We start from the raw sequence: 15,089 nt of genomic DNA on the forward strand, positions 1-15,089 counted from the left end.
CGTTTCTATCTTCAATACCGTATCTTTTGTCTTTGGGTGACAGTCGCTGCATTCATAGCCTGCCGGTGGCACTTTCTTTCCCCCCATAACAATTAGCGAACCGCCGTAATGGCATGCATGACTGCAGTCCTCTATTCCTTCTGTGTAGTTAGTGCTACCGTAAGGTGCATTCCCGGCGCCGTAATGCATCTTCTCCATCTTCCACACGTTGTAAGATAAGATACAAAGTCCGGGTCGTCCATCGGCAGCGCACCTCGCTCATCGCCAAGCCCTTCTATTTCCGGAACAGGTCTGTCATTCCCATACCAGTCCTGCTGGAACCACGCACCTTCTTCACCCGTAATTTTGCTCGGGTCAGAGACATTTGCTCCGTGAGAGCCTTTCCCATGGCAGTCCAGACAGAACTCGTTCATACTGCTGAAAGTTCTCCATGTATGCTCTGTTCCAAGTTTATCCTTGCCTTTATATGCGAACTTATTGTACTCTGCTACGGTCTGGTCTTCCCATTTCCCGTTCCTGTAAACTCCTTGATGCGGGTTATGACATACAAGACATGTATTCGGCATCGTATCCGGGCGTGTTGCGCCCAGACCTGCATGCTTTGAACTCATCGTTTCTTCTACTTCCTTCTGATGGCACTTCTTGCATGTTTCAATCGAAGAAACATTTATCTCTGTATAGGGTGCACTGCCATGACAGTCAGTACAGCTCAGATTAGAATGCGTAGAACCCGGCATCGGTCCTACCTGTGCACCTGTTGCTCCAATTGCCACTGCTAAAAAAACTACCGCCACCACCGGCGTCAACGCTACTGCAATCGAAAAGTATTTCATATTCATATCCATACTCATCACTTCAAATATATTTGAAATATCAGCATAAAAGCTTTTTGATTCTCTTAATTTTTTGAATAGTTATATTATCACAAAAATTATTGATATATTACGAAAGGTGTGAAAATATGTAGGAGGTCATGAGGAAAAGAGTGAAAGAACGGGAATAGTAGATGGTATGTGCATAAATTAGGAGATGGTATGAAAAAAATGAGAAAAGAAACTCTGGCTATATTTGGTCTGGCTCTGGCGATAGTGCTGTGTAGTTGCAGTGTATTCAGTGGCGTGACAGTAGCGAGTGGAGAAAAAGTATAGTGAAGTTTGGAGGCAGTACATTGGGTGGAGATTTCGGTTATCCCTCGCCGTATGCGTTCTATCCACGAGGTATGGGCTATATTTATTTGAGCTTCTGTTTTGACACGCTGACCTGGAAGGACGAAACAGGCGTGATACCTTGGCTTGCTGATAGTTGGGAGATGTCTGACGATGGTAAGGCATGGACATTTCACCTTCACAGGGGAGTGAAGTGGCACGATGGAGAAGCGTTTACTGCAGATGACGTGAAGTTCACGTTCGATTATATGAAAGAACACCCACGACCAAAGTGGTTCAAGACATTAGAGTACATAGACCGTGTGGATGCTCTGGACGAGTATACCGTTGTTATACACCTAAAAAAGCCGGTAGCAGATTTCCTGGTGACTATTGCCGGGGATGTTCCTATAATTCCCGAACATATATGGAGCGGTGTTGAAGACCCGAAGAAGTTCAGGGGTAAAGAAGCCGTTATAGGAACAGGACCTTTTAAACTGGAGGAATATAACAAAGAGGAAGGGTATTACTTATGGGAGGCAAATGAGGGGTATTTCAAGGGAAAACCACTCGTAGATAAACTCATTTCGATAAAGGTCAGCGATACAGCGCTCGCATTGAAGACCGGCGATTTAGATGAGGCATCACTCTGGAGGAAGGATACAGACGTGGTCACTGAGTTTGAAGCCAACCCCAATTTCAAGATAATAGAAGGACCTGGCTACTGGGTGCTCCAGCTCGTCTTCAACTGCGAAAAATATCCTACAAATATCACGGAATTCAGGCATGCCATCGCTTATGCTATAAACAGAAGCGAGATTATCCAAAAAGTGGTGCATGGCGGTGCAATACCTGCAAATCCAGGCATCCTCCAACCGGGCACAGAATGGTCTAATCCTGACCTTCCGGGCTATGAGTACAATGTAACGAGAGCTAACGAAATACTCGATGCATTGAACTTCACTGACAGCAATGGCGATGGAATAAGGGAGTACCCAACCGGAGAAGAGCTTGAATTCGAGCTGATAACGATTGACAAATTCTCAAGGGAGGCGGAACTTATAAAATCGCAATTGAAAGAGGTGGGGATAAGGGTAAATGTAAAATCGATGGACAAGAGCACAGTAGATACAATCCTTAAAGGCGGTAATTTCTTACTCGCTATAAATGGTCATGGTGGATGCTCATATCCCGACATATTAGAGATCCCTGACTGGCCCGCAAGCACATATCACAATGACTCATACGATTCCATCTTCGATAAGCAGGCTACCACGATGGATTTTGAAGAGCGAAAACAACTCGTGTATCAACTCCAGGCGATGATTACAGACGACCTTCCGGTATATGCACTCTATCACCCAAGGCGATGGGCGATATACAACCCTGGAAAGCTCGATACGTGGTTCTATACGAAAAACGGCATAGCGCATGGGATTCCATACGAGCTGAACAAACTTGTTTTCATTGGAGCGGAAGCACCAGCAACACCGATGGCGACTGCAACGGCTACACCTACATCTAAATCTATACCTACACCCAAACCGCCTGGATTCGGAGCAACACTTGCAATTGCAGGTCTGCTGACAGTTGCGTATCTATTTTTAAGGAAGAGGGGGCGATAAGTCCCCTATTTTATTTATAATATGAACATAATAACAAAAATAATAAGTTATATTACTCTAATCATTTCAATTCTAACTTTTAACTTCTTTTTACCCAGGGTGATGCCCGGCGACCCGCTTTCATTTCTAACTGGCAACCCGACCATGGACATGCCCATCGTGCTGGATGAAGAGATGAGGGCGGAACTGCTCGCATATTACGGACTTGACAAGCCGCTTCTGCAACAATTCACTGACTATATGCTCAATCTTTTGCATGGGAATCTTGGTTGGTCAATATATCTCAATGCTCCCGTATCAGACGTATTGATTGGAGCACTGAAATGGACGTTTCTTCTCGTTGGAACGGCAACCACAATTTATATAGTTTTGGGAATCGTTCTGGGCGCTATATCTGCATGGAATAGGGGCAGGAAGATGGATGTGAGACTGCTCACTTTCGTCCTCTCCGTAAGCTCCTTCCCTTCTTTTTTCCTTGGACTGCTCTTTATTATTCTGTTAGGACTGAATTTTAGTCTCTTTCCTGTATCAGGTGCGCAAACGCCGTTTACAGAATATTCAACGCCTCTTGAAGCCGCATTGGACATACTTCGACACCTGTTCCTTCCGGCGATGACACTTGTAATTGCTCATATCGGTGGCACATACCTCTTGATGCGGAACTCGATGCTAAATGTGATAGGAGAAGATTATATACAAACAGCGAGGGCAAAAGGCTTGAGTGAGCGATATATTATGTATAAGCACGCGATGAAGAACGCACTGCTTCCGATTATCACGCTGGTTATTATTGCAGCGAATTTCATTGCTGACATGATGTATGCGCATTTAGATCCAAGGGTGAAGCACGAATGATATAGGTCAGGATTATTGAGTATAATTGAGCGAACTTATATATGGTTCAAAGGTCTCCTTATTCATCGCCTTTTTCGTATCGCTCGTCTCGGGTATTATAGGGACGGCGCTCGGTCTTCTTTCGGGCTACTTTGAATGGGTTGGTTTTTTATCATGAGGATTGTAGATGCGTTCCTCGCGATTCCAAGACTGCCACTGATAATGGTAATCGCAGTATTCATCCGACCAGGCACCTGGCATCAGTAATCTCACATTTATATTCGTATTATTTGGATGGCCATTCACTGCTCGCATTATACGCTCAGAGGTGCTATCACTCAGAAATTTCATATCAGACTTGTGAAAATGGTGGATGCTTCCGCCGCGCCGGGATTGTGCATTACGTTCACGATACTTTCGCTTACGTTCATATGGCACTATCACTTTTTTATCAAAACGTCCACCCACTTAACCATCTCAAACTTTCCTTATACTTATACGCTATGGGATAACCCGATATTACAGGGTAGAAGAGGAAGAAGAGAACCGCAATCGAAATAAGAAAAGCAATAACCACACATTTAAAGAAAAGACCTTTTCTCCCTGATAACCCTTTCTTTTCTAAAAATGTTGTCCAATAAGTGAGTGCAAATATCATAAACGGCACATCGGGCGCAAAATGATAGATGAACAGGGTTCTCGTGATAAGTGCATAAGGAATCCATTGTAACAGAAAAGGAATGAGAATGAAGAGGGAAACAAAACTACACTCCCTTTTCCTTATTATATCAGCTACGAACTTTACCGCGATAAAAATCAATGCAGGAATACTGCACCACCATATCGCCGGATTGCCGAGCAAAACAATTGTCGAAACCATTGCTGTTCCGTCCAAAGTATTGGTATTAGAATAAGAATACATCCAGAGCGGTTTAAGCATAAGGGGCCAGGACCACCAGGGCGAAGAGAAAGGATGTGTCGCTGTATTTCCTGCATGGTATCCAAACATGCCCAATTGCAGATCGAAGACGGTTAGTGGTGTGGGAGGGGTGATACTCATATTGCATCCGGACATGTATTTAGATATGTATTCCATATACAGCGGAAACCTGTGAATATCCAGCAGCCCATGTCCACCACCCGAAAGCATGTATGGAATGTAGGTTGTGATATAAATAGCAGCGGAAACGAAGAGTCCCGCTAAAACAATTTTATAATCATAAAAAATCGGCTTTTTATTTCTACAGTTGCTAATCAATAAAAGAATCAAAATTGCTACTAAACCAAATACCGCCGTCCATTTCACAGCGAAGCAAAGACCGAAGAAAATGATGCTGAGAAAAAGAGAAGTGGATATTTTCCTTTTTTCGCTCTCTCCTTCCTCTTCCCGCTTTGAGAAGTAATCGAAGGCGAAATAAAACATTAATAAAGAGAAAAAGAGGATATAGATTTCCCCAGTCGCCAACCTTGCCAGAGAGAAATGCATAAACTCGAAGGTCATGAGGTAAGCAGCGAAGAAGCCTGCTGCTGAGCTTTTAAACATGCGTTTACCAAAAAGAAACATTATCGGTATCATCGTAGCAGCTGCTAAAACGCCTAAAATACGCCAGCCAAATGGATTCATCCCGAAACACAAAATGCCAAAGGCTATTATGAGCTTCCCAAGCGGTGGATGCGTCCATTCATAAGGCTCCTCAAGATTTAAATGCTCCTTTGCGGTTCGCACAAAATACATCTCGTCAAAGTAAGCGCCATATTTTTGCGTTATCGGGAGTTTCACAAGGTCTTGCTCATCAACCAATCTCGAAGCATTTTCTCCGCTTACCTCTACCGGCGTTATCTTTTTATTATTCGCGGATATTACCAACATCTCACCTATTTTTCCTTTTGATTCCACAACATCGAACGATACCACAACTCGGTTGAAAGTTCGATTATATCGTTTTTTACCTTCTAATTCTGTCATATTGAACACGAACTTGAGAAATCTTGTGCTTTCATTCCCTAAATCAATTCTTTCCCAGGAGCAGAAATGCACACGCTTTGTAGGGTCATTGTCATAAGATGCGAGAATTGACCAGTTGTCCGGTGGTGTCCCTCCAAAAATATCGAACTTCGTTCGTTTCGCATCCGCCAGGAAAATATAAACCTCTTTTATTTGCTGAACACTGCCGAAATCAAAAACAACTTCTGGTTCTTTGTCCGCGGACGGTGGCTGCCAGCAGGAAGAAGGCATCATGACAGAGCCCATGTTAAGAGAGGCAAAAAGCAAAAACAGGATTGTAAGTGCTGTTATTGATGCGATTTCCAAACATGCTATTCCTTTCATTTATACCCAACAAAAAGCATGTATTTAGTGCCTATGCCGTCGCAAGCACGTAGAACACTTCGCTAACGATGCCGAAATATTACCGGTACTGCCGCAGTTCCACGCAATTTACCCATTATTATCTTCAGATTATGAGTTGATATAGAGGGGCAATAGCCACGCCACTATCGTTCCTACCCTACCAGACCCACAGCGGGCAAAACCCTCTACCTCTATAACCATTGGATTTTATGCCATATTTTCTCTTTTTCTCTTCTCTTCTTCCATGACTGGTCATGCTATCAACCCTTTAGCTATCTCCACAATTTTATCAAAATCTTCACGGTTGGCTCTGTACTTCGCGAACTCAACCATTCCGCACAGATCAAGGCATTTATTCACCTTTGAATACGTTTCAGTGTCCATTCTGCCTTTCAGAGCATTCATCAACTCGCTGTTTAACAATTCTCTTTTAATACCGAGTTTGTGCGAGAAATAGAAGCGGATTGCCTTTGATACCTTCTCGTATGCGTCCTTCTCTCTGCCATTCCTGAATAAGTCCTCTGCTTCTTCAATAAATCTTCTTGCCTCGCGCACGTAGTCAACACTTTGTGCAGATTCTACGGCAATGGTGGGCTGTGGCTGTATCTCACCTCGTCTCGCTTTTTTAAGATATTTATCAAAGATAAACCACCCGGTTGCAATTACTCCTGTGAGGGGTATGAGGAGAAGTAGCCACCAGGGGCTGCTGCTGCTGCTGCGCTCTTCCTTATGCCTATGCTCGGATATGGTTTCCAGAGTAACATTTTGAATAGTTCCGTTGACATAATCCGCTTTGATTCTTCGCTCAGCACCTGTGCTTTCATTCCTATAAGGTATGGTTACCTGTGTATAGTTCTGAGATACGAGATTAAAAGAAGCTGGTGTCTGATTAAATCCAGCATTCCTTAATTGTTTATCGTATTTCAGGAAGTCGGGGTTTTTGGTAAGTTCTTTCCATATTCGCTCTTCCTGTTCCTTATGCTGTTGCATCTCTTTCTCCAGCTCTTTCTTCAATTTATCCCCATTCTGAACGATTTGATTGTTCGTTATGCGCTTTTCTATACTCTTTTGATGCTGCCCGCCTGATTGCGATTGTTGTTTGTTGCCATAGCTGTGAGTGGAACTGCCAATCTGGATATTGAAGGAACCACCGGAGGAGGAATAAAAAGTGGAATGGGTATAAGTGCCATTGCATTGATAAATAGTGGTAATGCCCTGCGTCTGCTGACCCTGCAGCTGCTGCTGGCTGTTATTAGCCTTCACCTGAATGTCCAGCGTGTTTGATTCCACCGTTTCGCGTTTGCCCGTTTCTGGATTGGTGTAAGCTACCTTTGCCGCGTCCAGTGTGTATTTACCGGGTTTAAATGGCACTATCGGGTCGCTGTATGCAAATACCGACTCTTCCTTTGCGGGCAGTGTATATTCAAGGCATCTTATGTCCAGCCCGTTATTCCCGATAATGTTCCGATCCACAATTCGAAGAGGTATAGCCTGCTTAAAAGGGTTCTTAAATTGAAGCCTGATAATAACTTTATCACCGACTTTTATGTTATTCGCGTTTTCAACGACTTTACGTACGACAAGCGTCTTCGCCGCTGTTGACGTTGATGTTGATGCTGATGCTGACGCTGATGTGACAGCGAAGAGGAATGCAGAAATCAAGAGCACAACTATCGCTCTCTTCCCTATACTCTTCCCTATACTTATAATCATCTCATATAACCACTCTGTACTTACCATAGATGATATACATGTTCACCAATAACATTATAAAAGTTGCGATAAAGAACCAATCCTTTATACTGGTCTCTTCCCACTCTCGCTTTATGTGCCTGCTGATACGTGCGTAAATCTCATCCAGCGTCTTTTCATTCACTGACTTGTAGTATTTCCCGCCAGTATCTGCGGCGATTTTTTTCAACGTCTGTTCATCAAGCTCGGCATACTGCGGATTGCCAAAGAGGTCGTAGCCGATAACCACCGGTTTCTCAGAGCCAAGTCCAACGGTATAAACCTGTACGCCTTTTGTTTTCGCGAACTGAATTGCTTCCTGTAGACTCACAACACCGGAATTGTTCACACCATCACTCAGTAAAATAACCACTTTCTTCTTGTTCGGGATAGAAGTAGCCATGTCAATAGCGAGGGTGAGACCATCGCCGATAGCAGTTCGCCCTGTTCGCGGTTCTATCGCCTCTAATTTATTTATTGCCTTATCCTTAAAAGGGGTAAGATAACAGGCGGTTGTTGCACCGGATTCGAAGATGACGATACCCACGTTATCTTTCGGTTTCAAGCTCTTTATCAATGTTTTGGCTGCGGCTTTCGCGGCTTCTAATCTCGTTGGCTTATAATCGGTTGCCTGCATGCTCCCGGAATCATCAATTGCCAGGACTACGTTAACACCCTTCTTAGCGCGCTTGAAGGGGATCATCGGGTCTGCAAGACCAACGATAATCAATGCCATAGCAATGATAAGGATGATAAAAGGTAGATGGGCCCTGAATTTGGTGCTGCGTTTGGTTCTATTATTACTTGTGGTAGAAGCTGAAGCTTCTTTTACAATACTGAAGGTACTAAATTTTAGTGCCGCTTCTTTACGCTTCTTGCAGTAAATCCGGTAAAAATAGTATAGCAAGGGGATAATCCCCAGAAATAGCAACACCCACGGCTCTCCAAAACTCACGCCCATTTTATCCTATTCTATGGTGGTTTTTTTGATAAAAGATAGATGTAATCGTATATAAGATAAGTTAAGATAAGTTATAAGTGTGAAGTTTGTTATGGTGAGCAGAGGAGATAAGGGAGACAGGAGGTTCATGAAGATAAACTATGGGAAGCTGCATCCAAATTGAGAAAAAAGGTTGAGGTATATGAATATATGAATATAGGTGTTATTTGTCATTTGATTTAGATATGTTTGTGTATGGTGGACAATGCAGAGCAATACGATGTAGTACCTTAGGATGTTTTTCGAAATACAAAGAATGACAATAGATTACAAATGCAAAGTATTTAAATACTTTGTAATACAATGTATTCCTATGGGTGATAAAAAGCCAATTTCAGTAAGGATAGAGGAAGAGGAATTAAAAAAATTAGAGGAACTCTCTAAGAGGGAAGGAATAAACCGGAGCGCTCTAATAAGCAAAGCAATAAAACAGTTCGTTCAGAACTACGATAAGAAAACGCTGGTGCTAAGTGAGATTTTGGACAGACTGGAAGAATTGGAAAAGAAGCATGAAGCACTCCTTACCAGGGTGAACATTTTAAGGGGACAAGTTGATAATTTAGTTAAAAAGAAGAGGCATTGAGCTGTATGAACGCTAATATTCATTCGAAGATTGACAGCATCATAGAATCAATGATAAAGAATCAAAATCCTTGGCATGATCCTGCGAATAGAGATTGGTATCTAAAGGATGGCGCACTAAGAGAATTGATGGATGCTGATAATGAAGGTTTATATGAATCTCCAAAAATTTATTATTTTCTCAAAAAGAGTTTCTTTAAACCCCTTTATTCGAACAATAGAGCGTATGGGGTATTAATAATTAGAGGACCAAGGAGAATCGGAAAAACATCTACTTTAAAATATATGATAAAAGATTACATCCAGAGAGGTTATCCTCCTGATTCTTTTGTTTACATCTCGCTCGATTCCGATGAACTTATTAAAGAGGCGGACAGGAAAAGATACCTGAGAGAATTAGTTGATGAAATTATTAAAAGGTTCAAAAGGGAAAACAAACCGCTTATTATCATTCTCGATGAAGTTACTTTCTATAAGGGCTGGGCAAGGGCAATTAAAAATTTAATTGACAGTGGGAGCATAGGTCCGGGCATAGCATTAGTAGCAACAGGAAGTTATTCATTAGACTTAAGTAGTGCAAAAAGGGAGTTAGCCGGACGGTTTGGACCTTTAGGAGAGAAATTAAGAGGTGAGCAATTCTTTTATCCCAGAAGGTTTATAGAAATGGCAGAATCAATTTTAGGAAGAACATTTCAGAGTCATATTAGAAATACGTTTAGAAAGGGGAGTGGAAGAAGAATAGGTCTTACGGAGTATTTTTCGGGATTTCAAACAGATAGTGATAGCTTGTTTTACAATTATAAAAGAATTCTGAATGAAACATTGCAAGCCTGTTATGATGACCTTCATAACCTCTTTGAAAATGTCTATTTATACGCAGGAGGATATCCAAGAAGCATCTATGAAGCAATAAAATCACAAAGAAGTGGAGAAATAACCATCCCTTTTGCGCGATATAGCGATGACATATTCAATCTTTTGGTGACGGATTCAATAAAATTCGGGCTTTCTGAGGATATAACAAAACAGATACTTAGTACGGTTAATTTACCTTCTATGAGACTCTCCTGTAGTTATGGCACTTTAACACAAAATCTTAATCTGAGAAGGGATGATGTGGAGAAATATATCTCTTATCTTAGAGCGTCAGGCTTATTCTCCTTTCTTCCAAATATATCTTCTCCAACACAGATAGACCTCGATTCTGCACGTGTAACACCGAGGAAAGATAGGTTGAAGTTAATAGTAAATGATCCCGCAGCCTTTATAGCTGTATACCTTTGTTCAAGAGGCGCCATTAAATTTGGTCAAGTTAAAAAATTGCTTTCTGATGAGAGGGTAAGAGAGCACCTATTTGAGGCTGTGATCATTTCCCATTTGCGATACATGCCGCTTATAAGGATTGCACCTGAGAATATGGGATATATTATTACAGAGGATGAAGAAGAACTTGTAGATGGGTTTGCGTGGTATCTTGACAGGTCTAACAGGCTTGTTCTTTTAGCAGTGGAAGCAAAATATACACAGAAAGATGTAGATATTAGAGAAATTAAAAGGAAGGCAAGAATGTTAAAAGAAGATTTCCATATTAAACGCCTGATTGTAACCACAAATCATAAGACATTAGAAATAGAGGAAGATTATGCTATTATCCCTGCTGAAATCTTCCTTTTGTTAATGTAGTATGCTGCCACCTCCCGCAGATCTAATCCCCAATCAGCACCATACATCTGGCGGAAGGCATAGAGATAGGTATAAAGAGAGCTTGTTTATGGTGGGAAAAACGCTTGTCCAGTATTTAGTATCACATGGAAAGACATTTTATATTTATATGATGCATATAAGTATCAACTATGGACATAGATAATAGTAAGATATTACGGATGGTATTAATACCGGCAATGATAATAGCAATAACAATAGCGATATTCCCTGTTGTAATTACAATTGCCAGCGCATCAGGATCTGGTATAGCAGTCACTCGTACTCTATCTACAAACACTCCCGCTCCAGGTTCAACGTTCCACGTATTCATTAATATCTCGGGTTTACATGTGGGTGGCATTGTAGAGACCATTCCAGAAGGTTTTGCATTTGTCAGTACCACACATCCTTCAAATCAAACCCATGTATCAGGACAGAAGGTTATCTTTGTAGTGGCTAACGAAACTTCAATAAGATACGAAGTGCGAGCGCCATCACAGGGAAGTGGGACTTTTAGCGGGATGTGGTATGATGCTCTGAGCGAGAAGGAAGGCGATATTAAAAGTATGAGCGCTTCTGTACGCGTAGTGGGAACACCCATGCAGAGTCCCACAACTACACCAGCACCCTCTCCTCCAGTACCGGTACCAGCATTTGAAGCGGTATCTGCTCTTGCAGGATTGCTTGTAGTTGCAGTAGCAGTTTTAGTTTCATTCAGGAGAGGAGGGGGAGATAGCCGTGAATGAGTTAAAAGCAGTGTTTTTTTATCTGATAATCTCTGTAGTCTTGTTTTCCTCTACAAACTTATGTTTCGCTGATGATGTAGATGTAGACAACCTGTTAGACAGGTGTGAAATTGCGCCCAGTCCAAAACCCTCTGTAATGGTCTACGATTACAAACTCAGCCCTGAGACATTAATGCCCGGTGATGTGGGTGTACTCACAATAACACTTAAAAATATGCAGGATAAGCCGATAAAGAAGAAAATAGACATGACCACGACCACACATTATCCAGACGTTGACACTGAGACTTACTACACAATGGATGCATACATAAAGGAAGCTCATATCGTCGAGCGTGAATTTAAGGTCTATAACAGCTATACCTCTGCGGGAGTATTAGGACCGGATAGCAAAGTTGATCTCGGATTTAAAATAAAAGCACCACTTGAAGAGGGCATTTACATGCTGAAATTCGTTGCTGAGATTGAAGATACACATGGAGAGAGCAGCAAAGGCATTCGTTATTTTATTCCAGTTGTTGTCACAGGCACGGTAAACCTATTACCACAGGAAGTTACTGAGGACGAGGTCAGGTTAGAGGTTGTAAATGAAGGGCTATCTGATGTTGACAATGTTTATGTTGTTGCTGTTCCATCTGTTACAACCGCAGGCATGGTGGAATGCCAGCCGGAAAAGGTATACATTGGCAAGATAAAGCGCGGTGAGTCCGCCATTGCCGCTTTTAAGGTCCACAATACCAAAATTGGGGAAGGAGTGCCCCAGGCAGTTTTCAAAGCTGTTTATAAGAACGGGATAAACAAACACGAATCAAACCAAATATGTGTGACGATACCATGCCCATGCCCGAGCCCGGGCTACGATGAAGTAAGAAGAGAGCAAGTGGAATTGGGCGCTCCAACAGTAACACCAGTACCAACTTACTCATCTTCTCCGGTTTTCGCATCTGCATTAAAATTTAGACTGACGGGCTTTGGTGCAGGATTTGCAGGGCTATTCGTAGTTGTAGTAGCTGTTGTAATTTCGGTAGCTTTTGTTTTTTACGAAAAGGAGAAAAAAGAGAGGTGAAGAAGGATGATTGATACGGAATTGAAGTTAAGCACGCGAAGAGGAAGAATAAGGGGAAGAAGAAAAGCCGAAGGTGTATTCTGTTGCATAGCGTCAATATTGATTCTAACATCGGTGTTAGCCACAGCTACAGCTACAGCTACGACTGCTTCGAATCCGAACACCGCTACCGCTTCTGTATCTGTATCGAGAGTCGAGGTAATAGATGCTGTCATGGCTTACATGAGGGCAACGTATTTAGGTGAAGAAACGAAACACCTCGAAAAGGAAGAACTCGGTAAACTTGCCTGCATTTATTTTTTTCATGGGAGGTATCCAAGGACAATTACAACAGCAACCGGAGAAAATGTCACGATATACAAGCCACTGAGGAGATTAGTCGTGCTGAATACAGATATAGCAGAAGCAATTCGTGTTTTAGGCGCCAGGGGCAGAATAGTTGGTATCAGTGATACGATAGCAAAAAGAAGTGATTACTTCCCTGTGATAAGTAAAAAACCGGTAGTCGGCACATGGAAGGAGATTGACCCTGAGGCGGTGCTGCGATTAGAGCCCGATGCTGTATTCGCGTACGGGAGATGGCCAGGTCCTGAATATATAGAAGACAAACTCCCTTCTACCATAACGGTCATTCGTCTGGACTTCTTCAAGCCGGAAGAACTCAGGGAGGGTATGAAAACGCTGGGATATTTACTTGAAGAAGAGGCTAATGCCTCTAAGTATCTCAACTGGCATGATAAATATGTCAGGGAGATAGAAGACAAAGTGTCAGCGATTCCAGAAGATGAGAAGCCAGTTGTTTTCCTTGATAAGAGTAATGTAGACTCAATAAGTGAGCGTAAGACATATTCAAAAGGGACAGCAATGCATCAGCTCTGTGAACTCGCAGGCGGGAGGAACATAGCTGTAATAGCAGAGCTTGAGGGGTCATATCCCGCAATAGAAACAGAAAAGATATTGGAGCAAAACCCGGATGTTATCGTTGGACTTTCTCGCAAGGGTGGTTACAGGATCGATGACGAATCGGGGCTGGAAGAGGAGTATAAGAGGATAGTAGAATTGCCGGGGTTTAATAATATCAGGGCAGTAGCAGACGAGCGTGTTTACTTGATGGATGGGAGCATCGCTTTTGGCTCTGCATATCCCGTTGGTCTCGCATATATGGCAAAGTGGCTGCATCCTGACCTGCTCAAGGATTTGGACCCCCAGGCTATTCACCAGGAGTATATTGATAAGTTCTGTGGTATGGACTTCAACGTACGGACACACGGAGTGTTTGTGTATCCTGTATCTGCATCCTGAGTAAGTGCACTTTATTTCACAATTGCATGAGCAAATCCACCGTACCCAGCAATCATTCGCCTCATCCTGTAATTCTTTATTCTGTTCTCCAGATGGTAACTCTATACATGTTCATGTACTTCTGTTCTCATATCCTTATTTTTATTTATAGCAGTCGCAGTCGTAGTTACAGTTGCAGTTGCAGTTGCGGCATTTTTACTCTCTTTACCCTTCCTCTCGCAATCTCTTGTATATCCTACCACGTCCTTTACCCGTTGATATTTCCCCTACCCATCCTTCGTCATCTTTCCGCAGTTCCTCTACCTCTCCCACCTCCAGACCATCCATTCCTGGCATCCTGTAATCTGAGATGACAACATCAAAGTTACCATTCTCCGACATCTCCAGACCCTGTTCCGCTGATAGCGCCTGCGTCACTTCAAAATCGTTCTGCCCCTTCCGCTCAAGGAACAATTTTGTTATCTCCAGCGCACCCTTCTCGTCTTCTACATGCAATACCTTTATAGGGTTCTTATTATCTTTCTTCATGATCTCCATCACCTCATTCTCATCTTCCACACCTCCTCTCTCAGCTTTGTCATCTACCGCCTCTTCCTCTCCTGTTGCTAATGCATTTGAGAACCTGATGAGGAAATCTTTAAGAGCTGGATGATGTGCCTCCTCGGACGCCAGCCGGCATGCCGTTGCATAATTATAGCCATAATTCCTCGCTAACAGGTGTATCTTCTTTAATAGTCGTGCGGTAATACCATCCTGCTGCCCTGCAAGCTCGAATATCTCATCCTTGCGTATATCAGCGATGGCAATGGAGGACATGTAAGTGAGGATGTTCATGAGGTCGAACATCATAGCCTGATCTTCTTTTATCTGGGTACCTATGCCTGTGCCCCTTCTCTTACTCCGCTTCTTCACCACCTCCTGCTGCTTCGATTTTACGTCTGCAATGATATAATCAATCGAGGAAGGGGATGTCAACAGCCCACTCTACACCCTCTACATGGATA

General features: G+C 42.6%; 13 protein-coding genes. 7 read left to right on the forward strand and 6 right to left on the reverse strand.

Annotated elements, in window-relative coordinates:
* On the reverse strand, positions 1-198 hold a 198-nt coding region (locus J7J01_06100), incomplete at its 3' end, for a hypothetical protein (GenBank protein MCD6210447.1).
* Positions 132-851 (reverse strand): hypothetical protein, encoded by a 720-nt coding sequence (locus tag J7J01_06105; GenBank protein MCD6210448.1) that lies wholly within the window; start codon positions 849-851, stop codon positions 132-134. The genes J7J01_06100 and J7J01_06105, both read right to left, overlap by 67 nt.
* A gap of 296 nt (positions 852-1,147) precedes the next feature.
* Between J7J01_06105 and J7J01_06110 the strand changes: the two genes are divergently transcribed.
* Positions 1,148-2,770: a PGF-CTERM sorting domain-containing protein gene (locus J7J01_06110; protein MCD6210449.1), complete on the forward strand. Its 1,623-nt coding sequence runs from the start codon at positions 1,148-1,150 to the stop codon at positions 2,768-2,770.
* A 21-nt stretch (positions 2,771-2,791) separates the two neighbouring features.
* Positions 2,792-3,625, forward strand: a complete 834-nt coding sequence (locus tag J7J01_06115; protein ID MCD6210450.1) for an ABC transporter permease — start codon at positions 2,792-2,794, stop codon at positions 3,623-3,625.
* Positions 3,626-4,055: 430 nt separating this feature from the next.
* On the opposite strand, the gene J7J01_06120 is transcribed toward J7J01_06115, so the two are convergent.
* From J7J01_06120 to J7J01_06130, 3 genes are all read right to left on the reverse strand, one after another.
* On the reverse strand, positions 4,056-5,933 hold the full coding sequence (locus tag J7J01_06120; protein ID MCD6210451.1) for a glycosyltransferase family 39 protein: 1,878 nt from the start codon (positions 5,931-5,933) through the stop codon (positions 4,056-4,058).
* Between the two features lie 273 nt (positions 5,934-6,206).
* A complete protein-coding gene (locus J7J01_06125) occupies positions 6,207-7,667 on the reverse strand; it encodes a hypothetical protein (GenBank protein MCD6210452.1) in 1,461 nt (486 codons plus the stop codon).
* Between the two features lies 1 nt (position 7,668).
* Positions 7,669-8,646: a VWA domain-containing protein gene (locus tag J7J01_06130; protein MCD6210453.1), complete on the reverse strand. Its 978-nt coding sequence runs from the start codon at positions 8,644-8,646 to the stop codon at positions 7,669-7,671.
* Positions 8,647-8,941: 295 nt separating this feature from the next.
* Here J7J01_06130 and J7J01_06135 point away from each other — a divergent pair, with 295 nt between their 5' ends.
* The 5 genes from J7J01_06135 to J7J01_06155 all read left to right on the forward strand — a co-directional run bounded on the left by J7J01_06135 (position 8,942) and on the right by J7J01_06155 (position 14,085).
* Positions 8,942-9,268, forward strand: coding sequence for a ribbon-helix-helix domain-containing protein (locus J7J01_06135; protein ID MCD6210454.1), 327 nt, complete (start codon positions 8,942-8,944; stop codon positions 9,266-9,268).
* Positions 9,269-9,273: 5 nt separating this feature from the next.
* The gene (locus J7J01_06140) at positions 9,274-10,950 is read left to right on the forward strand and encodes an ATP-binding protein (GenBank protein MCD6210455.1); all 1,677 of its coding nucleotides are present in this window, start codon (positions 9,274-9,276) and stop codon (positions 10,948-10,950) included.
* Between the two features lie 170 nt (positions 10,951-11,120).
* On the forward strand, positions 11,121-11,717 hold the full coding sequence (locus J7J01_06145; GenBank protein MCD6210456.1) for a hypothetical protein: 597 nt from the start codon (positions 11,121-11,123) through the stop codon (positions 11,715-11,717).
* Positions 11,710-12,783: a hypothetical protein gene (locus tag J7J01_06150; protein ID MCD6210457.1), complete on the forward strand. Its 1,074-nt coding sequence runs from the start codon at positions 11,710-11,712 to the stop codon at positions 12,781-12,783. The genes J7J01_06145 and J7J01_06150 overlap by 8 nt, the downstream gene beginning before the upstream one ends.
* 6 nt (positions 12,784-12,789) lie before the next feature.
* Positions 12,790-14,085, forward strand: coding sequence for an ABC transporter substrate-binding protein (locus J7J01_06155; protein ID MCD6210458.1), 1,296 nt, complete (start codon positions 12,790-12,792; stop codon positions 14,083-14,085).
* A gap of 204 nt (positions 14,086-14,289) precedes the next feature.
* Here J7J01_06155 and J7J01_06160 read toward each other — a convergent pair whose 3' ends face one another.
* Positions 14,290-15,060 carry a response regulator gene (locus tag J7J01_06160; protein ID MCD6210459.1) on the reverse strand — a complete coding sequence of 257 codons (771 nt, stop codon included), beginning with the start codon at positions 15,058-15,060 and terminating at the stop codon, positions 14,290-14,292.
* Positions 15,061-15,089 lie beyond the last annotated feature (29 nt).

The organism is Methanophagales archaeon (assembly GCA_021159465.1).
In the GTDB taxonomy this organism is placed as follows: Archaea; Halobacteriota; Syntropharchaeia; order Alkanophagales; family Methanospirareceae; genus G60ANME1.

Coding starts and splice junctions, on each gene's coding strand:
- J7J01_06105 (MCD6210448.1), bottom strand. CDS start 851: ATGAGTATGGATATGAATATGAAATACTTTTCGATTGCAGTAGCGTTG.
- J7J01_06115 (MCD6210450.1), top strand. CDS start 2,792: ATGAACATAATAACAAAAATAATAAGTTATATTACTCTAATCATTTCA.
- J7J01_06120 (MCD6210451.1), bottom strand. CDS start 5,933: ATGAAAGGAATAGCATGTTTGGAAATCGCATCAATAACAGCACTTACA.
- J7J01_06125 (MCD6210452.1), bottom strand. CDS start 7,667: ATGATTATAAGTATAGGGAAGAGTATAGGGAAGAGAGCGATAGTTGTG.
- J7J01_06130 (MCD6210453.1), bottom strand. CDS start 8,646: ATGGGCGTGAGTTTTGGAGAGCCGTGGGTGTTGCTATTTCTGGGGATT.
- J7J01_06135 (MCD6210454.1), top strand. CDS start 8,942: ATGACAATAGATTACAAATGCAAAGTATTTAAATACTTTGTAATACAA.
- J7J01_06140 (MCD6210455.1), top strand. CDS start 9,274: ATGAACGCTAATATTCATTCGAAGATTGACAGCATCATAGAATCAATG.
- J7J01_06145 (MCD6210456.1), top strand. CDS start 11,121: ATGGACATAGATAATAGTAAGATATTACGGATGGTATTAATACCGGCA.
- J7J01_06155 (MCD6210458.1), top strand. CDS start 12,790: ATGATTGATACGGAATTGAAGTTAAGCACGCGAAGAGGAAGAATAAGG.